23 protein-coding genes are annotated in these 24,864 nt (G+C 72.3%); 11 read left to right on the top strand and 12 right to left on the bottom strand.

Annotated features, from left to right (window positions below; genetic code table 11):
- Nucleotides 1-115: 115 nt before the first annotated feature.
- The gene (locus H283_RS23885) at nucleotides 116-1,576 is read right to left on the bottom strand and encodes an NAD(P)/FAD-dependent oxidoreductase (protein ID WP_020142075.1); all 1,461 of its coding nucleotides are present in this window, start codon (nucleotides 1,574-1,576) and stop codon (nucleotides 116-118) included.
- Between the two features lie 76 nt (nucleotides 1,577-1,652).
- Here H283_RS23885 and H283_RS0103190 point away from each other — a divergent pair, with 76 nt between their 5' ends.
- Entirely contained in the window at nucleotides 1,653-3,674 is a 2,022-nt protein-coding gene (locus H283_RS0103190) for an NADPH-dependent 2,4-dienoyl-CoA reductase (protein WP_020142074.1), read from the top strand.
- A 145-nt stretch (nucleotides 3,675-3,819) separates the two neighbouring features.
- Nucleotides 3,820-5,097 (top strand): adenylate/guanylate cyclase domain-containing protein, encoded by a 1,278-nt coding sequence (locus H283_RS23880; protein ID WP_020142073.1) that lies wholly within the window; start codon nucleotides 3,820-3,822, stop codon nucleotides 5,095-5,097.
- Here H283_RS23880 and H283_RS23875 read toward each other — a convergent pair.
- The 5 genes from H283_RS23875 to H283_RS0103160 all read right to left on the bottom strand — a co-directional run bounded on the left by H283_RS23875 (nucleotide 5,048) and on the right by H283_RS0103160 (nucleotide 9,166).
- Entirely contained in the window at nucleotides 5,048-6,370 is a 1,323-nt protein-coding gene (locus tag H283_RS23875) for a glycosyltransferase (protein ID WP_051103519.1), read from the bottom strand. The two genes, H283_RS23880 and H283_RS23875, sit on opposite strands and share 50 nt — an antisense overlap.
- 1 nt (nucleotide 6,371) lies before the next feature.
- Nucleotides 6,372-7,406, bottom strand: coding sequence for an LLM class flavin-dependent oxidoreductase (locus H283_RS0103175; protein ID WP_020142071.1), 1,035 nt, complete (start codon nucleotides 7,404-7,406; stop codon nucleotides 6,372-6,374).
- Nucleotides 7,403-7,945, bottom strand: a complete 543-nt coding sequence (locus H283_RS0103170; RefSeq protein WP_020142070.1) for a 2'-5' RNA ligase family protein — start codon at nucleotides 7,943-7,945, stop codon at nucleotides 7,403-7,405. Before H283_RS0103170 ends, H283_RS0103175 begins: the two co-directional genes overlap by 4 nt.
- A gap of 2 nt (nucleotides 7,946-7,947) precedes the next feature.
- Nucleotides 7,948-8,658: a hypothetical protein gene (locus H283_RS0103165; protein WP_156022937.1), complete on the bottom strand. Its 711-nt coding sequence runs from the start codon at nucleotides 8,656-8,658 to the stop codon at nucleotides 7,948-7,950.
- Nucleotides 8,659-8,743: 85 nt separating this feature from the next.
- Nucleotides 8,744-9,166 carry a MarR family winged helix-turn-helix transcriptional regulator gene (locus H283_RS0103160; RefSeq protein ID WP_196805893.1) on the bottom strand — a complete coding sequence of 141 codons (423 nt, stop codon included), beginning with the start codon at nucleotides 9,164-9,166 and terminating at the stop codon, nucleotides 8,744-8,746.
- Between the two features lie 90 nt (nucleotides 9,167-9,256).
- Here H283_RS0103160 and H283_RS0103155 point away from each other — a divergent pair, with 90 nt between their 5' ends.
- The 3 genes from H283_RS0103155 (at nucleotide 9,257) to H283_RS0103145 (ending at nucleotide 13,224) form a co-directional block, all read left to right on the top strand.
- Nucleotides 9,257-11,125, top strand: a complete 1,869-nt coding sequence (locus tag H283_RS0103155; RefSeq protein WP_020142067.1) for an ABC transporter ATP-binding protein — start codon at nucleotides 9,257-9,259, stop codon at nucleotides 11,123-11,125.
- 93 nt (nucleotides 11,126-11,218) lie between these two features.
- Nucleotides 11,219-11,737, top strand: a complete 519-nt coding sequence (locus H283_RS0103150; protein ID WP_020142066.1) for a PH domain-containing protein — start codon at nucleotides 11,219-11,221, stop codon at nucleotides 11,735-11,737.
- Complete coding sequence (locus tag H283_RS0103145; RefSeq protein WP_020142065.1) at nucleotides 11,734-13,224, top strand: PH domain-containing protein; 1,491 nt, start codon at nucleotides 11,734-11,736, stop codon at nucleotides 13,222-13,224. Before H283_RS0103150 ends, H283_RS0103145 begins: the two co-directional genes overlap by 4 nt.
- A gap of 68 nt (nucleotides 13,225-13,292) precedes the next feature.
- Here H283_RS0103145 and H283_RS0103140 read toward each other — a convergent pair whose 3' ends face one another.
- Nucleotides 13,293-13,703: a VOC family protein gene (locus H283_RS0103140; RefSeq protein WP_020142064.1), complete on the bottom strand. Its 411-nt coding sequence runs from the start codon at nucleotides 13,701-13,703 to the stop codon at nucleotides 13,293-13,295.
- A gap of 44 nt (nucleotides 13,704-13,747) precedes the next feature.
- On the bottom strand, nucleotides 13,748-14,116 hold the full coding sequence (locus H283_RS0103135; RefSeq protein ID WP_020142063.1) for a VOC family protein: 369 nt from the start codon (nucleotides 14,114-14,116) through the stop codon (nucleotides 13,748-13,750).
- A 61-nt stretch (nucleotides 14,117-14,177) separates the two neighbouring features.
- Here H283_RS0103135 and H283_RS0103130 point away from each other — a divergent pair, with 61 nt between their 5' ends.
- Nucleotides 14,178-14,636, top strand: a complete 459-nt coding sequence (locus H283_RS0103130) for a MarR family winged helix-turn-helix transcriptional regulator (protein WP_020142062.1) — start codon at nucleotides 14,178-14,180, stop codon at nucleotides 14,634-14,636.
- Here the strand turns inward: H283_RS0103130 and H283_RS0103125 are convergent.
- A complete protein-coding gene (locus tag H283_RS0103125; RefSeq protein WP_020142061.1) occupies nucleotides 14,633-15,775 on the bottom strand; it encodes an ankyrin repeat domain-containing protein in 1,143 nt (380 codons plus the stop codon). The two genes, H283_RS0103130 and H283_RS0103125, sit on opposite strands and share 4 nt — an antisense overlap.
- Before the next feature lie 88 nt (nucleotides 15,776-15,863).
- Between H283_RS0103125 and H283_RS28580 the strand changes: the two genes are divergently transcribed.
- The gene (locus H283_RS28580) at nucleotides 15,864-15,989 is read left to right on the top strand and encodes a hypothetical protein (protein WP_020142060.1); all 126 of its coding nucleotides are present in this window, start codon (nucleotides 15,864-15,866) and stop codon (nucleotides 15,987-15,989) included.
- Here the strand turns inward: H283_RS28580 and H283_RS0103120 are convergent.
- Nucleotides 15,967-16,926, bottom strand: coding sequence for an SMP-30/gluconolactonase/LRE family protein (locus H283_RS0103120; protein ID WP_020142059.1), 960 nt, complete (start codon nucleotides 16,924-16,926; stop codon nucleotides 15,967-15,969). The two genes, H283_RS28580 and H283_RS0103120, sit on opposite strands and share 23 nt — an antisense overlap.
- 151 nt (nucleotides 16,927-17,077) lie before the next feature.
- Between H283_RS0103120 and H283_RS0103115 the strand changes: the two genes are divergently transcribed.
- Together H283_RS0103115 and H283_RS0103110 are read left to right on the top strand one after the other, a co-directional pair.
- Nucleotides 17,078-18,274: a sensor histidine kinase gene (locus H283_RS0103115; protein WP_020142058.1), complete on the top strand. Its 1,197-nt coding sequence runs from the start codon at nucleotides 17,078-17,080 to the stop codon at nucleotides 18,272-18,274.
- Nucleotides 18,267-18,914: a response regulator transcription factor gene (locus tag H283_RS0103110; protein ID WP_020142057.1), complete on the top strand. Its 648-nt coding sequence runs from the start codon at nucleotides 18,267-18,269 to the stop codon at nucleotides 18,912-18,914. The genes H283_RS0103115 and H283_RS0103110 overlap by 8 nt, the downstream gene beginning before the upstream one ends.
- A gap of 45 nt (nucleotides 18,915-18,959) precedes the next feature.
- Here H283_RS0103110 and H283_RS23870 read toward each other — a convergent pair whose 3' ends face one another.
- Nucleotides 18,960-20,780, bottom strand: coding sequence for a BCCT family transporter (locus H283_RS23870; protein WP_020142056.1), 1,821 nt, complete (start codon nucleotides 20,778-20,780; stop codon nucleotides 18,960-18,962).
- Nucleotides 20,781-21,046: 266 nt separating this feature from the next.
- On the bottom strand, nucleotides 21,047-22,450 hold the full coding sequence (locus tag H283_RS0103100; protein WP_020142055.1) for a C4-dicarboxylate transporter DctA: 1,404 nt from the start codon (nucleotides 22,448-22,450) through the stop codon (nucleotides 21,047-21,049).
- An 87-nt stretch (nucleotides 22,451-22,537) separates the two neighbouring features.
- Here H283_RS0103100 and H283_RS0103095 point away from each other — a divergent pair, with 87 nt between their 5' ends.
- Together H283_RS0103095 and H283_RS0103090 are read left to right on the top strand one after the other, a co-directional pair.
- Nucleotides 22,538-24,184 (top strand): sensor histidine kinase, encoded by a 1,647-nt coding sequence (locus tag H283_RS0103095; RefSeq protein ID WP_231372215.1) that lies wholly within the window; start codon nucleotides 22,538-22,540, stop codon nucleotides 24,182-24,184.
- Nucleotides 24,177-24,860, top strand: a complete 684-nt coding sequence (locus H283_RS0103090) for a response regulator (protein WP_028785291.1) — start codon at nucleotides 24,177-24,179, stop codon at nucleotides 24,858-24,860. The genes H283_RS0103095 and H283_RS0103090 overlap by 8 nt, the downstream gene beginning before the upstream one ends.
- Nucleotides 24,861-24,864 lie beyond the last annotated feature (4 nt).

Genomic DNA, 24,864 nt, shown 5'->3' with positions numbered 1-24,864 from the left:
CCTCCGGATTCGACTCCCCACATCCCCAACACCTCAATTAGAACAAGTGTTCGATTCCGGGTCAAGGGATCAGACGCGCCTGTGGACAGCGAGTTCGCCTGTCGCTCACCGACTCTCAGCGGGCGAAGGACATCGCCTCGGTGACGTCACTGCCCAGCATGTCGCGTCGGTCGAGCAGGTAGTTCTGGCGCATCAGCCACGGCGCGCCGTCGCCCTGCTGGGGCAGGTCGTGTGCCGCCCGCTGCACGTAGCCCGACGCGAGCGGCAGCAACGGCTGTCCTGCCATCCCTTCCGGTGCCCGCGGCGTCGCGCTCCGCCAGGCGTGGTGCTCCATGTGGTTGAGCAGCCGGCACACGTAACGGCTCGCGAGGTCGGCCCGCAGCGTCCACGACGCGTTGACGTAGCCGACGCAGACGGCGAGATTGGGCACGTCGGCGAACATCAGGCCGCGATAGACCGTGAGATCCCCTGTGGGGCGGGCCTGCCCGTCGACGGTGATCGCGATGCCTCCGGCGATCTTGATGCGCAGCCCTGTCGCCGTCACGACGACGTCGGCGTCGAGCACGCGTCCCGAGTGCAGCCGTATGCCGTGTGGCACGAAGGTCTCGATCGTGTCGGTGACGACGTGGGCTCGTCCGTTGCGCACTGCGTCGAAGAGGTCGCCATCGGGGACGACGCAGAGGCGCTGGTCCCACGGGTCGTAGGTCGGCGTGAAGTGGTCGCTGACGAGCTCGGTCGAGCCGAGCGACCTGGCCGCCCCCTTGGACAGCAACGACCTCATCACCGCAGGGCGCCGACGGCTCAGCTCGTAGACGCCCATGGTCCCGAGGACGTTCTTGTAGCGGGCAGCCGTCCCCGCTGCCTTCGTCGGGAGCACCTTCTGGAGCACGTCTCGGGCACGGTCGCGGCGGGGCAGGGACGCGATCCACGTCGGCGTCCGCTGGAGCATCGTCACGTCGGCGCCGGCCTCGGCGAGCGAGGGCACGAGCGTCACGGCCGTGGCGCCTGACCCGATGACGACGACCTTCCGCCCGGACACGTCGAGGTCGTCCGGCCAGAACTGCGGGTGCGCGACCTCACCCTCGAACGAGGCGATGCCGGGCAGCTGCGGGTCGTGGGGCCGGTCGTAGTCGTAGTAGCCGCTGCAGAGGTAGAGGAAACCGCACGTGAGCTGCTCGCGCTCGCCGCCCCGCTCCCCACCCCTGCGCTCGACCGTGACCGTCCAGCGCGAGTCCTCGCTCGACCAGTCGGCCGCGACGACCCGGTGGCCCAGCCGGATCCGCTCCGCCATCCCGTGCTTCTCGGCCGTCCGGCGCAGGTAGTCGAGGATCTTCGGACCGTCGGCGATGGCGTCGGGGTCGGTCCACGGCTCGAACGGGAAGCCGAGCGTCATCATGTCCGAGTCGGACCGGACGCCGGGGTAGCGGAAGAGGTCCCACGTGCCGCCGAGCGAGTCCCTGGCCTCGAGGATCGCCCACGAGCGCGACGGGCTCATCGTCGACAGGCGGTAGCCGGCGCCGATGCCGGACAGGCCGGCTCCCACGACGAGGACGTCCAGGTGCTCGAGATCGCTCACCTCGCCATTCTCACCCACTGTGACGCAGGCCGCGCGATCGGCTACCCGACGGTAACCAGCGGCTACCCTCGGGCGGGTGACGACGGCATACCCCCACCTGCTCGAACCCCTCGACCTCGGCTTCACGACGCTGCGCAACCGCGTCGTCATGGGCTCGATGCACACCGGCCTCGAGGACCGCGCCAAGGACTTCGACCGGCTCGCGGCCTACTACGCCGAGCGCGCCCGCGGCGGCGTCGGCCTCATCGTCACCGGCGGCTTCGCGCCCAACCTCGCCGGCGCCCTCTATCCGGGTGGCTCCGTCCTCGTCACGAGCCGTCAGGCCCGCCGTCACCGGGTCATCACGAACGCCGTGCACCGCGAGGGCGGCTCGATCGCCCTCCAGATCCTCCACGCGGGCCGCTACGCCTACCACCCGCTCGCCGTGTCGGCGTCGGCGCTCAAGTCCCCCATCTCCCCGTTCGCACCCCGTGCCCTCACGGCTCGCGGCATCCGCCACACCGTCGAGGCATACGCCCGCTGCGCCCGGCTGGCGCGCGAGGCCGGCTACGACGGCGTGGAGATCATGGGCTCGGAGGGCTACCTGCTCAACCAGTTCCTCGCGCCGCGCACCAACCAGCGCACCGACGCGTGGGGCGGCTCCCCCGAGAACCGGCGCCGCCTGCCTGTCGAGGTCGTGCGCGCGGTCCGGGAGGCCGCCGGGCCCGACTTCGTCATCGTCTACCGCCTCTCGATGCTCGACCTCGTGCCGGACGGGCAGTCGTGGGACGAGGTGGTCGCCCTGGCCCACGAGGTCGAGGCGGCTGGCGCGACGATCATCAACACCGGCATCGGCTGGCACGAGGCTCGCGTCCCCACGATCGTCACGTCGGTGCCGCGCGGGGCCTTCACCCGCGTCACCGCGAAGCTGCGCCCCGAGGTCACCGTCCCCGTCGTCACGTCCAACCGCATCTCGATGCCCGACCTCGCCGAGCGCGTCATCGCCGACGGCAGCGCCGACCTCGTGTCGATGGCACGCCCCTTCCTCGCCGACCCGGACTGGGTCGCCAAGGCCGCGGGCGACCGCGCCGACGAGATCAACACGTGCATCGCCTGCAACCAGGCCTGCCTCGACCACACCTTCGCGAAGAAGACGGCGACCTGCCTCGTCAACCCGCGCGCCGTGCGCGAGACGTCCCTCGTGCTCGCCCCGAGCCGCCGGACCAAGCACGTCGCGGTCGTCGGAGCCGGCCCGGCCGGGCTCGCGACCGCCGTCGCCCTGACCGAGCGCGGTCACCGGGTCGAGCTCTTCGAGGCGGCCGACGACCTCGGCGGCCAGTTCGCCATCGCCATGCGGATCCCCGGCAAGGAGGAGTTCGCCGAGACGATCCGCTACTACCGCAGGCGCCTCGAGCTCGGCGGCGTCAAGGTGCACCTCGGTCGCCGCGCCGACGTCGAGGACCTCACCGACTTCGACGAGGTCGTCGTCGCCACCGGCGTGGAGCCGCGCGTCCCCGACGTCCCGGGCGTCGACCACCCGACGGTCGTGACGTACGCCGCCGCCGTCCGCGGCGAGGCACCGCTGGGACAGCGCGTGGCCGTCATGGGCGCGGGCGGCATCGGCGTCGACGTCAGCGAGTTCCTCACCCACGTCGAGTCGCCGATGACGATCGAGCAGTGGATGGCCGAGTGGGGCGTCGGCGCGCCCGACAGCTCCCGAGGTGGTCTCGTCGAGCCGCACCCGTCGCCGTCGCCGCGCGAGGTGCACCTGCTCCAGCGCAAGGCCACCTCCATCGGCAGGGGTCTCGGCAAGACGACCGGCTGGGTGCACCGGGCGGCCCTGAAGGCCAAGGGAGTCCACCACCACGTCGGCGTCAACTACGAGCGCATCGACGACGAGGGGCTGCACATCACCCGCGGCGAGGACCACTCCGACCCGCAGGTCATCGCCGTCGACACCATCGTGCTCTGCACCGGCCAGGAGTCCGTCAACACGCTCGGTCCCGCGCTCGCGGCCGCCGGCATGAAGGTCCACGTCATCGGCGGCGCCGACGTCGCGGCCGAGCTCGACGCCAAGCGCGCCATCCGCCAGGGCACCGAGCTCGCAGCCACGATCTAGACCGCCGGGCGCGTGACCTCGCGACACATGATGTGGGGCCGCGGTCGGCACCCGACGCGTGCGCAGCCCGCTTCGGGCGACCTTGGTGTGTCCTGACGGCTCGGATGGCCTGAGGGAGCGGGGTCCTCGGCCGTACGATCGCGAGATGGGCGCATCCGACGTGCTCACCCTTCCCCGGGCCGGTCTCAGTGGGGCCGTCGTCCGCGTCGTCGAGCGTCTCGCCGGGATCGGCGCCCGGCCGGGACGGTCCCAGGACGAGGGTCTGCGCCAGGGCATGCTGATCTTCGCGTCGGTGCTCATCGCGCTGATCTCCTTCATCTGGGTCGGCACCTACCTCGCCTACGGCCACCCGCTGTCGGCCGCGATACCTGCGGCGTACCAGGTGATCACCGCGGTGGGGCTGCTCGTCCTCTCGCGCACCCGCGACTTCGCCGTGTTCCGCACGACGCAGCTCGTGGTCTTCCTCGTCCTGCCGTGCCTGCTCCAGGCATCGCTCGGAGGCTTCATCGCCTCGAGCGGGATGGTGCTGTGGGCGATCTTCGTGCCGCTCGCCGCGCTCGCGCTGCTCGGCGTCCGGCGCTCGGTCGGGTGGCTCGTGGCCTTCTTCGTCGCGCTCGTGACGTTGGCGCTGCTCGACCCGCGGCTGTCGCAGCACCCCGCGGACCTTCCCACCGGGTTCGTCGTCACCTTCTTCGTGCTCAACGTCATGGGGGTGACCGTCAGCGCCTACGCGATGCTCGGCTACTTCGTGGAGCAGCGCGAGCGGGCCCGCATCGCCCTCGAGGCCGAGCAGGCGAGGTCCGAGCGCCTGCTCCTCAACGTCCTGCCCGGCCCGATCGCCGAACGGCTCAAGCGCGGCCCCGGCACCATCGCGGAGCACTACGAGGCCGTCACCGTCCTCTTCGCCGACCTCGTCGGCTTCACCGAGCGCACCCAGGTCATGCCCGCCGACGACCTCGTCGCGCTGCTCGACCGCATCTTCTCCGCCTTCGACCGAGAGGCCGACGCGCAGGGCATCGAGAAGATCAAGACGATCGGCGACGCCTACATGGTCGCGGGTGGCCTGCCGGAGCGGCGCCCCGACCACGTCCAGGCGGTGGCCCGGGTGGCGCTCGCGATGCGCGAGGAGATCGCGTCGATCGCGCGGGAGCCGGGCTGTGAGTGGCTCGCCGTGCGCATCGGCGTCGACACCGGGCCCGCCGTCGCGGGAGTCATCGGGCGACGGAAGTTCATCTACGACCTCTGGGGCGACACCGTCAACACGGCCAGCCGGATGGAGTCCCACGGGCTGCCGGGACAGATCCACGTCACCGAGCGCGTCGCCGCGGCACTCGGCCCGGAGTTCACGGTCCGCCCGCGCGGGACGATCCTCGTCAAGAGCAAGGGCCCGATGCGCACCTTCCTTCTCGACGCCGCGAGCTGAGCGCGCCCCTGAGGTACGTGTCGACGAGACGGGCTGCGTCGCCGGCGCCGTCCTCGGCCCGGACGCGCTCACCGAGGGCGTATGCCGCCGAGCGGGCTCCCGGGGACAGCGCCACCTCGAGCGCCCGCTCGAGCCGGGCCGCGGTCAGGTCCTTGCGGGCGATCGGCGGTGCGGCCACCCCGAGGTCGGCCATCCGTCGACCCCAGTAGGGCTGGTCGGCGGCGTGCGGCACGACGACCTGAGGCACCCCGGCCCGCACCGCAGCGGCGGTCGTGCCGGCGCCCCCGTGGTGCACGACGACGGCGCACCGTGGAAAGAGCAGGTCGTGCGGTGCGGGACCGGTCCCGATCGTCGTCGCGGTCGTGCTGACCGACAGCCCCGCGAGACCCTCGCTGACGACACCACGCAGCCCGAGGCGGGCGAGCACGCGGCCCGCCTCGCGCACGACGCCCTCCGGGTCGGGCGTCGGCATCGAGCCGAATCCGACAAAGACCGGGGCGGGCCCGTCGTCGAGGAAGGACTCGAGCGCCGGGGCCAGCGACCCACTGCCGACGTGGTCGCCGAACCAGTACCCGGTCTGCCGCAACGCCCGGGGCCAGTCCGCGGCCGGCGGGACCACGTGCCGGCTCGCGGCGAGCAGCGTCGGCGTGCGCTCCGCAGCCGCCGTGTAGTGCCGGAACCGCTGACGTGGCAGGCCTCGTCGCGCACGGACGAGGTCACCGGCCGGACGGAAGAGATCGAGCGCGACCCGGCCGGCGAGGGTGCTCCACGCGTCGTTGACCCACGACGTCGCGCGTGGGCGCAGGGCCAGTGCCACCGAGTCACCGTGCGCGCACGGCCAGACCGGCGCGAAGACGGTGTAGACGTGCGGCTTGGTCGGACGGCCGCCTCGGCCGTCAGGCGTGAGCAGCGCGTCGACGAGGTCGAAGGTCAGCGCCCCCGACACCACGGCGTCAGCACCGTCGACGAGCCGCTCGACGTCCGCGGCCAGGGCCGAGGCGGTGTCGGCCATGACCTGCCGCATGAGCCGGGCCTCGCGCACCTGCGTCCTCGCCGACCCGCGCAGTGCGTCACGCCCGAGCCCCTCCCGGAGCGGCCCCTCGAGGTCGAACGACAACGGCTCGAAGTCGACGCCGCTGCCCGCCACGACGTGACCGAGGTCGGCCGGCGCGGCCAGCGACACGGCATACCCCATCCGCCGGAGGCGCTGCCCGAGCGCGACGAGCGGCTGGACGTCGCCACGGGATCCCATGCCCAGCAGGAGGATCCGCACGTCAGTCCTCGTCGAGCTGCGCACGGACGCGCGGCACGACCTCCTCGGCGTAGAGGCGGATGCACTCCATCCGCTGGTCGTGCGGGAGCGTGCCGAACGAGTACTTCAGCTGGAAGCGGGAGAGGCCGAGCACGCGGACGGTGTCGACGATCTTGGCGGCCACGGTGTCGGGCGACCCGCAGTAGACGGCCCCCTCGGGGCCGAGCTGCTGGAGGGCCTGCTCCTTGCCCATGGGCGCCCAGCGACGCTCGCGGCCGAGCTTGTTCATGTAGGGCAGGAAGTGCGGCATGAAGTCGTCCCGCGCCTGCTCGTCGGTGGCGGCGACGTAGCCGGGCGAGTGCACCCCGATCGGCAGCTCGGGCCGGCCCATCTCGGACAGCGCGCGCCGGTAGAGGTCGGCGAGCGGTGCGAACTGGCGGGCGGAGCCGCCGATGATGGCGATGACGACGGGGAAGCCGTAGTGCGCGGCGCGGACGACCGACTGCGGGGTGCCGCCGACGCCGACCCACACGGGCAGGTGGCCGGACTCCGTCGCGGGCATGACCTTCTCGACCTGGACGGGCGGGCGGATCGAGCCCTCCCACCGGACCGGCTGCTCGGCCACGACGGCCGCGAGCAGGTCGAGCTTCTCCTCGAAGAGCGTCTCGTAGTCGCCGAGGTCGAGACCGAAGAGCGGGAACGACTCGATGAACGAGCCTCTGCCGACAGTGATCTCGGCCCGGCCGCGGCTGATCGCGTCGACGGTGGAGAAGCGCTGGAAGACGCGGATCGGGTCGTCGCTGGAGAGGACCGTCACCGACGTGCCGAGCCGGATGTGCTCGGTGCGCCCCGCGAGGCCGGCGAGCAGCACGTCCGGGGCGCTCACGGCGTAGTCGTCGCGGTGGTGCTCGCCGACGCCGAAGAAGTCGAGTCCGAGCCGGTCGGCGAGCTCACCCTCGGCCAGGACCTCCCTGATCACCGTGGCGGGGTGGAGCGGGGCGCCGTCGGGCCCGTTGGCGATGTCGCCGAACGTGTCGAGGCCGAGTTCGAGGCTCATGCGCCCATCGTAGGTATGCCGCCGACCTGCCACGCGCGGTCGGCCTCGGGGTCCCAGCGTCGGACCGACTCGATCGTGCCGTCGAGGGGTCGGGCGCGGCCGAGGACGGCGAGCGCCTCCCCGACCTGGCGCGAGCCGAGCCCGCGGGCGATGGTGACGTGCGGGGTCCAGCGGCCCGGGCGCACCTGGTCGGGCACGTCGGGCACCCCGACCATGGCGGCGGCCAGCGTCCGCTGGAGGTCGAGCAGCTCGGGCGTGGGCACGACGAGCCGCGCGAGGACGTAGCGGCGCGACCCCATGACGAGGAGCGACCCCAGGCGGATCGGCACGGGCCGCATCGTCTCGAGGACGCGGGCGACCCGGGCCTCGACGTAGTCGGGGACGACCCCGGCCAGCGCCAGGGTGATGTGCGGCGCGTTCGTCGCGCCCTGGTGCTGCGACTGGCTCGGCAGTCCCGCCGCGGCCAGGGCCGCCCACTCACGCCGGACCTCCGTGTCGGAGGTGGCGTCGAGCAGGCCCTCGACCGCGTGAAGGGGCATGGTCAGGCGACCTGCTGCGAGTCGCCCCGGACGGCAAGGCCGAGGTGGTCGGCGACGAAGTCGCGCACCGCCGCCGCGTGGTCGTCCCGGCGTCCGTCACCGACCGGCACGACGAGCGTCGGGACGTCGAGGCCGGCGACGACGACGAGGTCGAGCTCGCGCCGCTGGCCCTGCCGGCTCGACCCGATCTCGCGGTCGTCGTCGAGATAGACGACGACCGGTCGGTGCGCGCGCACGGCGTCGACGAGCCGGCGCACGAGGGAGACGTCGGGCGACCGCAGCAGGGCGGACTCCCAGACGTGGACGCCACGGGGCCCGTTCGCCCCGAAGCGGGCCCAGGCGTCGGAGACGAGGGAGGCAGTGAGGTCGGCGGGGACCCGCGCCCGGCTCGCGACCTCCCGGACGCGGTCGCGCAGCGGTTCCGGCAGGGCCGCCTGCGACGCGGGGCGCAGGACCCAGGCGTCACCGTGCTGCTCGGCGGCGCCGAGCAGGGCCCCGGACGTCTCGGTCGACTCGGCCGCCAGCGCGAGGAGCTGCGCGGTGTCGAGCACGACGACCCGGTCGACGTCGACGGGGTGGTCGGCCTGCCCCTCGGACCGGTGCTCGACGGCGACCTGCTCGCCGGCCAGCCATCCGACGATGTCCTCGGCGATCGCGGCACGGCCCGACCCCGGGCGTCCCTCGACCATGACGAGCCCGTTCACGTCAACCACCCAGCAGCTCCTCGCCGGCGCTCGCCCCGGCCTCACGTGCCGTCGGTCGCCGGCAAGGAAGTGTATGTCAGGGGACATTTCGACCTCACGGCTCTCGGGGGTCGAGTCGCGCGAGGAGGGCCGCGAGCGAGGTGCGTTCGCGCTCGGTCAGCGACCCGAAGAAGTCGGCCGCGCCCTCGCGCCTGGCCTCGTCGACCTCGGCGAGGACCGACTCCCCCACCGCGGTGAGGGCCACCGTCATGGCGCGGCGGTCGTCGGGGTCGGGGCTGCGGTGGACGAGGCCGCGCGACTCGAGCCGGTCGACGACGTCGGTGGCCGAGCGGGGCGCGATGCGCAGGTGGTCGGCGACGACACCGAGACGGGTCGGGCCGTGGTGGCCGATGACGCGCAGCGCGCGGGCGTCGTGCGGCGACAGGTCGGACCCGAGCCCACTGGCCCAACGCCGCCGCAGCGCCCGCGCGGCACCCATGAGCAGCTCGTCGAGAGAGAGCTCGTCGGCGTCACGCATGAGGAGCAGCATACGGCCTGGCTTGTAGATTGACCTCATAGTGAGGTAACCTCAGCATCATGAACCGGAGTCCACAGATGGAGTGACCGCATGACCGACACCCCCACCACCCTCCGGCCGACCCACCGCGGCGGCCGCCAGCCCGAGAAGATCGACCCGCAGGACCGCGCCCAGCTCGCCGAGTCCCCCGTCTCCCTCCGACGGGTCGCCGGCCTCTTCCGCCCCCACGCCCGCACCGTCGCCGTCGTCACGGCGATCATCGTGGCGATCTCGGTCGTCTCGATGGCCCAGCCCTTCCTGCTGCGCGCCGTCATCGACGACGCCCTCCCCCACCAGGACGTCCGCCTCCTGCTCTGGGCCGTCGGCGGCATGCTCGCCGTCACCGTCGTGAGCCAGCTGCTCGGCGTCGTCCAGACGTGGCTCACGACCTCCGTCGGCCAGCGGGTCATGCACGGGCTGCGCACCGACGTCTTCCGTCACCTGCAGCGCCAGTCCGTCGCCTTCTTCACCCGCACGCGCAGCGGTGAGGTGCAGTCGCGCCTCACCCACGACATCAGCGGCATGCAGTCGGTCATCACGTCGACGGCGACGTCGATCGCGAGCAACCTCACGACCGCCGTCGCGACGGCCATCGCCATGGTGGCGCTGAGCCCGCGCCTCTCGTTGCTCTCCCTGCTCGTCATCCCGCCGGCCGTCCTCATGACGCGCAAGGTCGCCCTGCTGCGCCGTGACATCACCGCCCAGCGCCAGCGCCGTCTCGCCGACCTGCACAGCCAGGTCGAGGAGGGCCTCACCGTCAGTGGCGCCACCCTCGTCAAGACGCTCGGCGCCGGGGAGGCCACGGCCGACCGCTTCGCCGAGACGTCCACCGACCTCATCGACCTCGAGCTGCGCTCGCAGCTCGCCGGCCGCTGGCGGATGGCGACGATGCAGATCATCTTCGCGGCCATCCCCGCACTCATCTACCTCGCCGCCGGCCTGCCCGCGACCTCCGGCGGCATGACCATCGGCACGCTCATCGCCTTCACGACGCTGCAGGCCGGCATCTTCCGACCGCTCATGGGACTGCTCGACGTCGGGGCCCAGTGGGTCACGTCGATGGCACTCTTCAGTCGCATCTTCGGCTACCTCGACCTGCCGGTCGAGGTGGCACCTCCCGCCGATCCCGTTGCGGTGGAGCACGACCGGCTGCGCGGCGAGGTGCGTTTCGAGGGCGTCACCTTCAGCCACGACGCCTCCTCCTCCCCCACCGAGAGGGCGTATGCCGTCTCCGACGTCACGCTCCACGTGCCCGCAGGCACGACGCTGGCCCTCGTCGGCGAGACCGGCTCGGGCAAGTCGAGCCTCGCCGGTCTCCTCGCGCGGCTGCACGACCCACAGTCCGGCCGGGTGACGATCGACGGCGTCGACCTGCGCGACCTCGACCCTGCGGACCTCGCCCGGATCGTCGGCGTCGTCTCGCAGGACACGTACCTCGTGCACGCCTCGATCCGTGACAACCTCCTGCTCGCAGCCCGCAGCGCCAGCGACGACGAGCTGTGGCAGGCCCTCGCCGCGGCACAGGTCGCACCGCTCGTGGCGAGCCTTCCCGACGGCCTCGACACCGTCGTCGGTGCCCGCGGCCACCGCTTCTCCGGAGGCGAGAAGCAGCGCCTCGCGATCGCCCGCACCCTCCTGCGCAACCCCCGCGTCCTCGTGCTCGACGAGGCGACGAGCGCGCTCGACAACGAGACCGAACGCGAGCTGCAGGCCGCGATCGACCGCCTCATGGCCGGCCGCACGACCCTGACCATCGCGCACCGCCTGTCGACGATCCGCGACGCCGAGCAGATCGCCGTGCTCGACCACGGTCGGGTCGCCGAGCTCGGCGACCACGACGACCTGATGGCCCGCGGCGGACGCTACGCGCGGCTCGTCCAGGCGCGCGAGGGCTCGGCCCGTGAGGCGCTCGCGGCCTGACCCCGGGCGGACGGCACGACCCGACGTAGGTCGCCAGGACGGCATACCTCGGTCGGGTGCCGCCCGCCGGCACCGGTGTGGCACCGTGGGGCCGTGGAACCCCTCGACGTGCCCGTCGCCCCCGGCGCCGTGCTCCGCGAACCCGCCCACCGGGTCTCGCGCCGTGCCGTTCTCATGTGGACGCTGCAGGCCCTCGTCGTCGTCGCGCTCCTGCTCGCGGGTCAGGTCGTCTGGTGGCTCGTCGACGACGCCCCGTCACGCACCCCGCACTGGGTCGTCGGCGCCGTGTGGCTCGTCGTCGGCGCCGCGTACGCCGTCGCGATGCCGCAGTGGCGCTACCGCGTGCACCGCTGGGAGGCGACACCCCACGCGATCTACACGCAGAGCGGCTGGCTGTGGCAGGAGCGTCGCATCGCACCGCTCGGCCGCGTGCAGACCGTCGACCTCGAACGCGGCCCGGTCGCCCAGCTGCTCGGCCTGGCCGCCGTCACGATCACGACGGCATCGGCTGCGGGGCCCGTCACCATCCACGGTCTCGACCTGTCGGTCGCCCACGAGCTCGTCGACGCCCTGACGGCAGCGGCCGTGGCCGAGACGGGCGACGCGACGTGACCGAGGACGCGGAGGGCTGGCGCCGACTCGACGCCCGGATGCTCCTCGTCCACCCGCTCGAGACGCTGATCCGCTTCCTGCCCGCGCTGCTCGCGCTCGTCGTCTTCCGCGCCGGATCCGAGGACAACGACCGGTGGGAGCTGTATGCCGTTCCGCTCATCATCGCGTTCGGCGTGCTGCGGTGGGTCACGACCCGCTACCGCATCGCCGACGGCCAGATCGAGCTGCGGCGCGGACTCTTCACGAAGCAGACGACGACGGCGCGGCTCGACAAGGTGCGCACCATCGACCTGACGGCGCGGGTCTACCACCGCGTCCTCGGTCTGGCGAAGGTCGAGATCTCGACGGCCGGCGGCCAGCACGACCGACTCGTCCTCGACTCGCTGGGCGTCGATGCAGCTCGGCGCCTGCGGGCCGAGCTGCTGCACCGCGTCGACCCGGCCGTCACAGGTCTGCCCGCTCCGACGGGCGCGCCGCTGACCCTCGACGACGTGCCCGACGACGCACCACCGCCCGTCGACGACGAGGTGCTCGTGCGCCTCGACCCGTCATGGATCCGCTACGCGCCGCTCACCGTGACGGGGCTCGCCAGCGCCGCGGCGATCGTCGGCTTCGCGTCGCAGGGCTTCTCGCGCTTCTCGCAGGAGCGGTCGGTCTTCCGCGACGGCGCCACCTTCGTCTCGCGGCTGGCCTGGTGGGTCGACGTGCTGCTCCTGCTCGGTGTCGTGTCGCTCCTCGCGGTCGGCGCCTACGTGCTGACCTTCTGGGGCTTCCGACTGACCCGCAACCGGCTCGGCACCCTGCACACGCGCCGTGGCCTGCTGACGAACCGGGAGACGAGCATCGACGCTGCCCGGGTGCGTGGCATCCGGCTCGACGAGCCTCTCGGGCTCCGTCTCGCCGGTGCCAGCCGGCTCAAGGTCGTCACCTCGGGGCTGCTCCGCGAGCAGGGCGGCTCCGACTGGCTGTGCCCGCCCGCACCGTCCGGCGTCGTGACGCCCCTCGCGCTCCGCATCCGCCCCGACGAGACCGCGGTCTCAGGGCCGCTCACGCCACACGGCCCCGCAGCCCGGCGCCGTCGGCTCACGCGCGCCGTCGTGCCGGCGGTGATCGTGGCGGCACTCCTCGTCGTGGCCCGGCTGCTCTGGGGCTGGCACGGCTCACTGCTCGTCCTCGTACCGCTCCTGCTCGTCGGTGCCGTCGCCCTGGGCCGCGACCGTTACCGCGCGCTGGGGCACAGCGTGACCCCCGACCACCTCGTGACGCGACACGGCTCGCTCGACCGGCAGCGCGTCGTCCTCGACCGCGACGGCATCATCGGTTGGAAGGTCGAGCAGTCCTTCTTCCAGCGACGCGTCGGCGTCGCGACGCTCGTCGCCACCACGGCTGGCGGAGCCCAGCACTACGACGTCGTCGACGTCCCCGTCGAGATGGCGTATGCCGTGCTGGCGGAGGTCAGCCCCGACCTCATCGCCGAGTTCGCCTGACACGCAACGGTCGTCACGTGGCCCCGTCGGATGAAGCCACCGGTTCGAGGGCGGGGCCGGCTCGCGCTCTAGTCGCTCGTCGGCCAGGTGGGGCCGTCGTCGGTCCACGTGACGCCCTTGTTGCGGCAGAGGCAGAACGGGTGACCGACGGGGTCGGTGTAGACGCGCCAGCCGAAGCCGTCGGGGCGGGTGGAGTCCTGGTGCAGGGTCGCGCCCAGGGCCACGACGCGGCGGTGCTCGGCCTCGATGTCGTCGACCTCGAAGTCGAGGTGGAACTGCTTGGGGTGTTCACTGTCGGGCCACTGCGGGGCGCGGTAGTCCTCGACCGGCGTGAAGGCCACCTCGATCTCACCCACCTGGATGCCGGCCCAGTTCGCGTGGCTGCCGGCCTTGACGGGAAGACCCGTCACGTCCGAGTAGAAGGCTGCCAGCTGCATCGTGTCCGGGCAGTCGATGATGACATCGGTCAGTCGTAGCACCCGGAGATCCTGCCACACGGCCGCGGACCGGAGCCTCGGCCGACTCAGGAGCGGTCGTGGAGGGTGACGTGGTAGCCGTCGGGATCCGCGAAGGTGAACGTCCGACCGAACGGACCGTCGACCGGCGCGGAGACGATGGTGTGACCGTCTGCGAGCAGGGCGTCGTGGATGGACTGGACGTCGGTGGCATGGAGCCAGATCGCGGCGCCGATGCCCGGACGGGCGGCCGACGCGAGATCGGTGCCGGGCACCACGTCGCGCAGCGCGAAGGCGATCGGCGTCGTCTCGAAGACGACGGCGTGCGGTGGCCCGGCCTGGGATCGCACGAGACCGAGGTACTGCTCGTAGAACACCCGTGAGGCGTCGAGGTCGGTTGCCTGGAGCGAGATGAAGTCGGGACCGGTGACGGGCACGGTGGCCTCCTTGGTTCGTGTCAGTTATCTGACACGACTGACCATATGTCAGAATACTGACATGAGTCAAGACGATGCCGGCGTCGATCTCGAGACGTCCCTGGGTTACCTGCTCAAGGAGGCGTCGAGCGCTCTGCGCGCCGCCATGGAGGACGTGCTGCGACCGCTCGGGATGACGGTCACGCACTACTCGTGCCTCGAGCTGCTCGCGCAGCGACCGGGACTGTCGAACTCCGAGCTGGCGCGCGGGGCCTTCGTGACCCGACAGTCGATGAACGTGCTGCTCCAGGCCCTCGAACGGGACGGCTTCGTCACGCGCCCAGCAGAGGCACCGGTCGGCAAGGCCCTTCCGACCCGCCTCACGCCTCGCGGCCGACGGAGCCTGGAGACGGCGAGCGCGGCGGTGCGGGGCGTCGAGGTCAGGATGCTGGCCGGCTTGAGCGATGCCGAGCAGAAGGCCGCCTTCCGCATCCTGCGCGGCATGGTCGTCGCCCTCCGCGACACCCCGGGCAGCGCCTAGGACTGCTCGAGGATCCGGGCGATGGCGGCATAGCCCTTCTCGCGGGCGTGCTCGAGCGCGGTGACGCCCTCCTTGTCGGCGATCGACCGGTCGGCGCCGGCATCGAGGAGAAGGCGCACGATCTGCTGGTGACGGTCGCCGCCGTCGCCGAGGACCACGGCTTCGAGCAGGGCCGTCCAGCCGAGGTCGTTGACGTGGTTCACGTCGATGCCGGTCTGGGCGACGCGACGCACGTAGTCGACGTGCCCGCGCTCGCTGGCCGGGATGACCGAGACCCCGCCGAACCGGTTGCGGATCGTGAGGTCGGGACCGGCGGGCAGCAGCGTCTCGAGCATCGCGACGCTGCCAGTCACCCCGGTGACCAGCCACGGGGTGTCGTGGCGGTCGTCGAGGGCGTCGGGGTCGGCGCCCATCGCGACGAGCACCCTTGCGGCGTCGACGTGGTCGCCGGTGACGGCGAGCAGCAGGGACGTGCGCCGCTTGGCGTCGCGGGCCTCGATGTCGGCTCCGGCGCGCAGGGCCAGCGCCACGGCGTCGGCGTCGCCCCGCTCAGCGGCCGAGAGCAGTGCCACGTCAGGGTCGTCCACACGGTCGGCCGTGGTTGCGGTCACGAGAACTCCTGTCAGTCGGTCGAATTCGCGCTCACGGGCCATGCGCAGCGGGGTGAGTCCCTCATCGCGAGAGGGTCGGGTCAGCTGGACACCGCCGGCGACGAGGACGCGCACGGTGTCGACGTAGGTGGACGTGTCGCGGCCGAGCCACACGGCCTCGTGGATCGCCTGGTAGCCGATCCGGTTGACGTGGTCGCGGGCGATGCCGGCCTGCAGCAGCTCGCCGACGACGAGCGCGTGTCCGCGCTCGGCCGCCCGGATGAGGGCGGTGCCGTTCCAGCTGTCCTTGTCGTCGACGCGGGCGCCGTGGGCGAGCGCGAGGCGCAGCAGGCCGAGCCGGCCCTCGCTCGCGGCGACGAGGTATGCCGACTGCTGGGTCTCGTCCTTGGCGTTGACGTCCGCGCCCCGGCCGACGAGAGCCGTCGCGCGCGGCAGGTCGTCCTTCCACGCCGCGTCGCGCAGCGCGGCGTCGAGCCGTGCCTGCTCCGCCGCCGTCGGCGTCGTCCCTTCGACTGGCCTCGTCGTCACGGCAGCCCCTCCCGTTCGGCTCGTTCCCCCGTCGAGTGGCCCCGTCGTCCCACGCGTCGTGACCACAGGAGCGGCCGGAGTGGTCCGAGTGGCTGCGGGGCCACTCGAGGTGCAGGCGGCGAGGACGGTCGCCGCGGCCAAGGCGGCCGCCGCGACCACGGCCCTCGTCCTGCTGCCCCGTCGCATGGTCCTCATCGTGCCAGCGGGTCGGTGACGACCTCGTAGGGCCCGGAGGCGACGGTCTCGTCGAACTTGCTGTCGACGAAGAGCATCCGGCCCCGGAGCACCTTCGCCGTCGTCAGCACGCGCGTCGGGTCGGTGGCGACCTCGGACACGAGCCGCGCGCGCCTGCCGTCGGCCGTGAGCTCGAGCGTTGCGATCATCCGGGCGAAGTTGCGCACGACGGTCAGGCGCGAGCCCTGTCGCACGAGGCCGTCGGCGTCGGCGAGCGGCACCAGGCCGGTCTCCACGAGCGACACCGCGGCCGTGCCCAGGTCGAAGCGCCACAGCAGACCGGCGTTGCCCTGTGCGACGACGAGGGCGGAGCGGTCGGCGCTGACGACGACGCCCCCGAGGTTGAAGCCGGCCCGCTGCTCGACGGTCCCGGTCGCGTCCGCCCACCGCGTGACGCCCCACCGGCCGTCGTCGAGGGCGACGCGGTAGACCTGCGGCGCGTTCGAGTTCGTGAAGTAGGCCGCGCCGTCCGGACCGATGGCCACGTCGTTGAGGAAGACGTTCTCTCCCGGCGCTCGCAGCGCGGCCAGCAGGCGGCCGTCCGGCGCGTAGACCCAGAGGTCGGGACGGCCGGTGCCGATGCCGTTCGGCCCACCCGCCACGTAGACCCGACCGGCCGCGTCGGTCGTGATCCCACGTGCCGTGAACCGTCCGTCGGTGCCGTCGCCGCCGAGCCACTGCTCGGCCTCTGCCGTCCCGGCCGATCCGCGGTGGATCTCCCCGCCCGTCACCTCGCTGACGTAGAAGACGCCACGCCGCTCGTCGGCGCCGATGCCCTCGAACTTCGAGCCGCCGGCATCGCCGGTCAGCACGTAGGTGTCGGGGCGACCGTGGTCGGACGGCTTGGCCTGCGCCGGGGCGGCGACCAGCAGGGGTGCGGCGGCGAGGGCGAGGACGGCGGCGAGCGTGCGCTTCATGGTGGGGCTCCCGAGGTGAGGACGAGGGTGGTCGGTGCGGTCCCCACCACCGTCGCTGCTCCGACCCACCCGCCGCGTCGGGCAACCGGCCACACCGGACTAGCCGATCGGATGATGCCGGCGGCCCGCCGACGTCCCTAGGCTGCCGGTCATGGAGGAGGGCATCCTCGCGCCGGTGGCGCGACTCGACCGCTGGCTCGACGCCGTCCTCGTCGTGCTCCTCGTGACGTGCTCGGCGCGTTACCTGCTGCGCCACGACCTCGACGGCACCGCACTCATCGTCCTCGCGGGTGCTGCGGTCCTCGGCGCCGCCTACCTCACGCGCCACCTCGTCGCCGACCGCGCCGCATGGTCCTCCGTGTGGATCGCGGTCGTCGTCGTGCTCTGGGTGACGCTGACGCTCGTCGCCCCGTCCTTCGCGTGGACGGCCGTGCCCGTGGCCTTCGCCGTGCTCCAGGTCCTCCCCTTCGCGTATGCCGTCACGGTCGTCGTCGTCATGACCGCGGTCGTCAGCGTGGCGTGGAGCCGCCTCACCGACGACCTCGACCCGACGGTGCTCGTGGGGCCGGTCGGCATCGCCCTCGTCACCGTGCTGTCCTACCGAGCGCTGGAGCGGGAGTCCCGGACCCGGCAGGCCCTCATCGACGAGCTGACCGAGGCGCAGGCCGACCTCGCCGCCGCCCAGCACCGCGCCGGTGCCCTCGCCGAGCGGACCCGCCTGTCGCGCGAGATCCACGACTCCGTCGGCCAGGGCCTCTCGAGCATCACCCTGCTCCTCGGCGCGGCAGAGCAGGACTGGGACCGCAGGCCGCTCGTCGCCCGCCAGCACGTCGTGGCCGCAGGGTCGGCCGCCCGCGAGGGTCTCGACGAGGTACGCCGCGTCGTGCGCGACCTCGCCCCGGCTGACCTCGCGGACGACACGACGGGCGACGCGCTCCCGGCCGCGCTCGAGCGCGCGGGCGCCACGGCCGCCTCCCACGGCCTCGACGTCAGGGTCCGCGTCCACGGCGACCCCGTCGCCGTGCCGGCCGACGTGGCGAGCGCTCTCGTCCGGTCCACCCGAGGAGCCCTGGCCAACGTCGTCGAGCACGCCCACGCCACCCGTGCCGACGTCAGCCTGACGTACCTCTCCGACGAGGTGCTGCTCGACGTCCGGGACGACGGCCGCGGCTTCGACCCGACGCGACCCGACCGGCCGGACGTGCGCGGTGACCGCGGGCGCGGACTGGACGGCATACGCCATCGGGCCGACGCGCTCGGCGGCAGCGCCGACGTCGAGAGCGCGCCGGGCGAGGGCACGACCGTGTCGGTCCGCTTCCCGATCACCGCGGGGGTACCCCGTGGCTGACGGACCCCGCGCCGTGCGCGTCGTCCTCGTCGACGACCACCCCGTCGTCCGCGCGGGGCTGCGCGCCCTCGTCGACGGGCAGGACGGCATCGAGGTCGTCGGTGAGGCGAGCGACCTCGCGGGAGCCGAGCGGGTCGTCGCCAGCGAACGGCCGGACGTGGTGCTCATGGACCTCAACCTCGGTGACGGACCGGGCGGGGCCGAGGTCACGGCGCGGCTGCGCGCCCTGCCGGAGCCGCCGCACGTCCTCGTCCTGACGACCTACGACACCGAGGCCGACATCCTGCGGGCACTCGACGCGGGCGCGCTCGGCTACCTGCTCAAGGACGCCCCGGCCGAGCAGCTCTTCGCCGGCATCCGGGCCACGGCGCGGGGCGAGACGGTGCTCGCCCCGTCGGTCGCAGCGCGTCTCGTGCGGCGGGCGGCGTCACCCGGCCCGGTCGTCACCGAGCGCGAGGTGGAGGTGCTCGAGCTGCTGTCGCGCGGGCTCGGCAACCGCGAGATGGCACGCGAGCTGCTCGTCTCCGAGGCGACCGTGAAGTCGCACCTCTCGCACGTCTACACCAAGCTCGGCGTCGACACCCGGGCCGGAGCGGTCGCGGCAGCGATCGAGCGCCGCATCATCCGCCCAGGCGGGTGATGCGGCGCTCGAGGTGACTGCCGTGACGGGTCGACTCGACCTCGGTCAGAGGCGCATCGAGGCGCCGACCTTGTCGGTCTGCTCGTCGACGTGACCGCCGAGCCCGTCCTCGACCTCGACGTCCTTCGCCCCGACGGGCTCCGCGACGGGGTCGGTCTGGACCATCTCGCCGACGCCCTCGCCGGGCGCGGTCTCCTGGACCGTCAGCGAGAAGTCGTCGCCGTGCTCGCTGACGCCGGCGACGACCGCATGCTCGACGGCCGCGACCGCATACTGCCGGCGGACCACCTGCGGGTCGCGCGACAGGTCCTTCACGAGCGCGACGGCCAGCCCGATCATGATGACGAGGAAGGGCAGGGCCGCGACGATCGTGACGTTCTGGAGGCCCGACAAGGCGTCCTCACCGCCGATGAGCAGCATGATCGCGGCGACGGCGCCGGTGGCCGCGCCCCAGAAGACCACGGTCTTCTTCGACGGCTCGAGCGTGCCCTTCTCGGAGAGCGTGCCCATGACGATCGACGCGGCATCGGCGCCCGACACGAAGAAGATCGCGACGAGGAGCATGACGACGATCGCGGTCACGGTCGGCCACGGCAGGTTGCCGAGCATCGCGAAGAGCGATCCCTCGGGAGTCGACTGGCCGGCGATGTCCTGGCCGTGCTGCTGCTGGTCGATGCCGGCGCCGCCGAAGATGGCGAACCAGATGAGCGAGACGACCGACGGCACGAGCAGGACGCCCGAGACGAACTGGCGGATCGTGCGGCCGCGCGAGATGCGGGCGATGAACATGCCGACGAACGGCGTCCAGCTGACCCACCAGGCCCAGTAGAAGATCGTCCAGCCGGCGAGCCAGTCCTTCATGCCGTCGCCGCCCGCGGCGTCGGTGCGGGCGGACATCATCGCGAGGTCCTTGAAGTAGGAGCCGATGGTCGTCGGGACGAGGTTGAGGATGAAGACCGTCGGGCCGACGACGAAGACGAAGAACGCCAGGGCGAGCGCGAGCACCATGTTGATGTTCGAGAGCCACTGGATGCCCTTCTCGATGCCGGAGACGGCCGAGAGGATGAAGCAGACGGTCAGGACGGCGATGATGCCGATGAGCACGCCGTTGCCGACCTTGCCGATGCCGCCGACGATCTCGAGGCCGGAGCCGATCTGCAGGGCACCGAGGCCGAGCGACGTGGCGGAGCCGAAGAGCGTCGCGAAGATCGCGAAGATGTCGATGACCTTGCCGGCCGGCCCGTTGGCGCGCTTCTCACCGAAGAGCGGGGCGAAGGCCGAGCTGATGAGCAGCGAGCGACCCTTGCGGAAGACGCCGTACGCGACGGCCAGGCCGACGACCGCGTAGATGGCCCAGGGGTGCAGCGACCAGTGGAACATCGTCGTCGCCATCGCCGTCTGGACGGCCTCGGGGTTGCCCTTGGCCCCCGTGCCGGGCGGCGGGGTCACGAGGTGGGTCAGCGGCTCGGTCACGCCGTAGAACATCAGGCCGATGCCCATGCCGGCGGAGAACATCATCGCCACCCACGACGACGTGCGGAACTCGGGAGCCTCGCCGTCACCGCCGAGCGGGATGTTGCCGAACTTGCTCGCGGCCAGCCAGATGACGAAGACGACGAAGCCGGAGGCGACGAGCGAGAAGAGCCAGCCGGTGTTGTGGACGACGAAGTCGAGGCCGGCGGAGGCGCTCGTGCTGAGGCTCTCGGTGCTGAGCGCGCCCCAGAGGACGAAGGCGATCGCCACGGCGGCGGCGACGCCGAAGACGACCTTGTCGACCCGGGAGGGCGCGGCCTCCTCGTGGTTCACCGGTGGTGGCTCGAGCGCCGGGTGCAGCGCGTCGTCGGGACTCTTGGTCAGTTCACTCATACGTCATGGACGGCACCCCGACGAGGTGCCGTCTGTCTCCTCACAGTTACGTGTCACAGATGTCTCGATGAAGCGACCACTGTGTCGAAGATGGGGGGACGAGCGCAAACGAGGGTGTCGCAGGGAGGCTGCGGACGGCATACGCAGGCGTGAATCCTTTTGATTGCCAAAGGTTCCCGAGGCGCCGACCGTGCGGAGTGAGATGGGCCACGACGACGGCGAAGGGGCCGCGAACCCGGTGGTTCGCGGCCCCGTCGATGGGTGGGTCAGCGGCTCGAGCCGACGAGCTCCGGCTCGTGGCCACGGGCGCCGGGGGCGTGGTCGTCCGGGACGACCTCGTCGTCGTGGTCGAGCATGCTCGCCTCGTCGAAGCGGTCCTGGCCGGCGAGGACGCGCGTCGCCTTGTCGCGGTCGATCTCGCCGACCCACGTGCCGATGAGGACGGTCGCGATGGCGTTGCCGGCGAAGTTCGTCAGCGCGCGGGCCTCGCTCATGAGCCGGTCGATGCCGACGATGAAGCCGACGCCCGGCACGAGGTCGGGGCGGTGCGACTGCAGGCCGCCGGCCAGGGTCGCGAGACCCGCACCGCTGACGCCCGCGGCGCCCTTGCTCGCGATGATCATGAAGACGAGGAGGCTGATCTGCTCGCCGATGCTGAACGGCTTGTCCATCGCCTCGGCGATGAAGAGGCTCGCCATCGTCAGGTAGATCGCGGTGCCGTCGAGGTTGAAGGAGTAGCCCGTCGGCACGGTGATGCCGACGACCGGGCGGGAGACCCCGAGGTGCTCCATCTTGGCGATGAGGCGCGGCAGGGCGGACTCCGACGACGACGTCGAGAGGATGAGGAGGAACTCGCGGCCGAGGTAGCGGAAGAGCGAGAAGACGTTGATCCCGGTGACGACCTTGAGGATGCTGCCGAGGAAGGCGAAGACGAAGATCGCGCACGTCGCGTAGAAGGCGAGCATGAGCAGGCCGAGGCTCTTGAGGGAACCGATGCCGGTCGCACCGACGAGGGCGGCCATCGCGCCGAAGGCGCCGATCGGGGCGGCCCACATGATCATCGCCATGAGGCGGAAGACGAGGCGCTCGAGGTGCTTGATCGCGCCAAGGATCGGCTCGCCCTGCTTGCCCATCTTCTGGATCGCGAAGCCGACGAGGAGCGCGATGAGCAGGGCCTGGAGCACCGATCCCGAGGTCAGCGCGGAGACGAGCGTGTCCGGGATGAGCCCGAGCAGGAACTCGACCGACCCCTCCGCCTTGGCGTCGACCTGCGACGCGCCCGTCTCGGCGACGGCGGCGGTGAGGTTGAGGCTGTCACCGGGCTTGATGATGTTGCCGACGACGAGCCCGATGCCGAGGGCGACGGTGGACATCGTGACGAAGTAGCCGAGGGCGAGACCGCCGACCTTGCCGACCTGGGCGGCCTTCCGGACCGAGCCGATGCCGAGCACGATCGTGCAGAAGATGATGGGCGTGATCATCATCTTGATGAGGTTGACGAAGCCGGTGCCGAGGGGCTTGAGGCTCTTGCCCACCTCGGGGAAGGCCCATCCCACGAGGATGCCCGCCACCATGGCGACGATGACGGCGATGTAGAGATAGTGGGTGCGGTCGCGCTTCGGGGCCGAGCCTGGCTGGGCGTCGACGGCGCTGTCGGCGGTGGAACTCACGGTGACCTCCGTTGGCTGGGTCCCGTGCTGGGCGCGGGACCGGTGAATGTGACGAGGCTCCCGCGGCCAGTGACTAGGGTCACGGTTGTGTTCATTGAGTTCTCGCGTCGGGTGCTGACGGCCCCGGGGCGATGGAGCGTGGCGGGTCAGACCTTCGCGCTCCAGGTGCTCATCGCGGTGCTCGTCGTCGCCGCCGGGCTCGCCGGGGCGTACGGCCAGGCGCAGCGCGCCGGGGACCAGGAGGCGATCGCCCGGGCCCTCGCGGTCGCCGAGACGATGGCGGCGACGCCCGACGTCGTCGCCGGCGTCCAGGGTCCCGACCCGTCGACGGTGCTCCAGCCGTACGCCGAGCGCGTGCGGGTCGAGTCCGGGACCGACTTCGTCGTCGTCATGAGCCGCGACGCGATCCGCTACACCCATCCGGACCCGACGCAGATCGGGAAGAAGTTCCTCGGGCACACGGAGGACGCGCTTGCGGGTGGCGTCGTCGAGGAGGACTACACGGGCACGCTCGGGCCGTCGTCCCGCGTCGTCGTGCCCGTCACCGACCGGGGGAAGGTCGTCGCGCTCGTCTCGGTCGGCATCCGGAAGTCGGCCGTCGGCGAGCGGGTGCGCGCCCAACTGCCGGGGCTGCTCCTCGCCGGGCTCGTGGCCGCGCTGCTGTCGGGCCTCGGGACGGGACTCGTGTCGCGCCGGATCCGGCGACAGACCCACGGCCTCGGGGAGCAGCAGCTGCGCGAGATGTACGAGTACTACGACGCCGTCCTGCACGCCGTCACCGAGGGCCTCGTCATCACCGACCTCGACGGTCACCTCCGGCTCGCGAACGACGAGGCCACCCGGCTGCTCGCCCTGCCCGCCGACGCCGTGGGACGCCCGGTCGCCGAGCTGGGGCTCACCCCGTCCCTGACTGCCGCGCTCACCGACGACGCCGTGCACGAGGACGAGCTGCACGTGACGTCCGCGAGGGTCCTCGTGCTCAACCGCGGGCCGGCCCGCTGGCAGGGACGCCTGCTCGGCCACGTCGCGACGCTGCGCGACCGCACCGACCTGGAAGCCCTGACGGGAGAGCTCGACTCGGCCCGGGGCCTGACCGAGGCGCTCCGCTCGCAGGCCCACGAGTCGGCCAACCGGCTCCACACGATCGTCAGCCTCATCGAGCTCGGGCACAGCGACCGGGCGCTGGACTTCGCCACCGACGAGCTGCAGGTCTCACAGCTGCTCACCGACCGCGTCGTCGGCTCGGTCGACGAGCCGGCCCTGACGGCGCTGCTGCTCGGCAAGGCGGCCGAGGCGCACGAGCGCGGCATCGCCTTCGAGATCGAACCGGGCGCGCACTGGCCGCGCGATGTCGCGCCCACCCGTGACGTCGTGACGATCGTCGGCAACCTCATCGACAACGCCCTCGATGCCGTGGCCGGCGAGCCCGGTACGCCCCGCCCCGAGCGGCACGTGCGCTTCGACTCGAGGGTCGAGGAGGCGTATGCCGTCCTCGAGGTCGCCGACGACGGGCCCGGTCTGCCGCCGGGTGCCGTCGAGGACGCCTTCCGGCGTGGGTGGTCGACGAAGGACCAGGGCAGTGCGGGTCGCCGCGGCATCGGGCTGGCCCTCGTGGCCCAGACGGTCGACCGGCTCGGCGGGACGCTGGCGGTGTCGGGGCCACCGGGCGCGACGTTCACCGTGCGTCTGCCCGCCGGTGGAGCGGTCGACGGTGGCGGGAGCGACGATGACTGAGGTCCTGCGCGTGCTCGTCGTCGAGGACGAGCCGATCGCGGCGGAGGCCCACACGGCCTACGTCGGCCGGGTCGACGGGTTCGAGGTCGTGGCGACGGTGGGCACGTCGCAGGCGGCGCTGAAGACGTTGCACGACAGGGAGATCGACGTCGTGCTGCTCGACATGAACCTGCCCGACCGGCACGGGCTCGATGTCGTGCGCGCCATGCGGGCGGCCGGCCACCGCGCCGACGTCATCGCCGTCACGTCCGCGCGCGACCTCGACGTCGTCCGCGCCGCCGTGTCGCTCGGGATCGTGCAGTACGTCCTCAAGCCCTTCGTCTTCGCGACGCTGCGGGAGCGGCTGCTCGCCTACCGCGCCTACCGCGACCAGGTGACGACCGGGGCCGAGGTCGGCACCCAGGCCGAGGTCGACGAGGTCTTTGCCGGCGCACGGGTCGCAGCCGAGGCGCGGCTCCCGAAGGGGATGGGCGAGGAGCTGCTCGCCCGCGTCTCACGACTGCTCCGCGAGGCGGACGGCGGACGCTCCGCGTCCGAGCTCGGCGACGAGCTCGGCGTCAGTCGGGTCACCGCGCGTCGGTACGCCGAGTACCTCTGCGAGACAAAGGTCGTCGTGCGACGGTCGAGGTATGCCGGCGCCGGGCGTCCCGAGGTCGAGTACCTCTGGGCGCGGTGACGGC

Origin of the sequence: Terracoccus sp. 273MFTsu3.1, assembly GCF_000383675.1 — a bacterium.
Lineage (GTDB): Bacteria > Actinomycetota > Actinomycetes > Actinomycetales > Dermatophilaceae > Terrabacter.
This window is presented reverse-complemented; position numbering and strand designations above follow the sequence as displayed.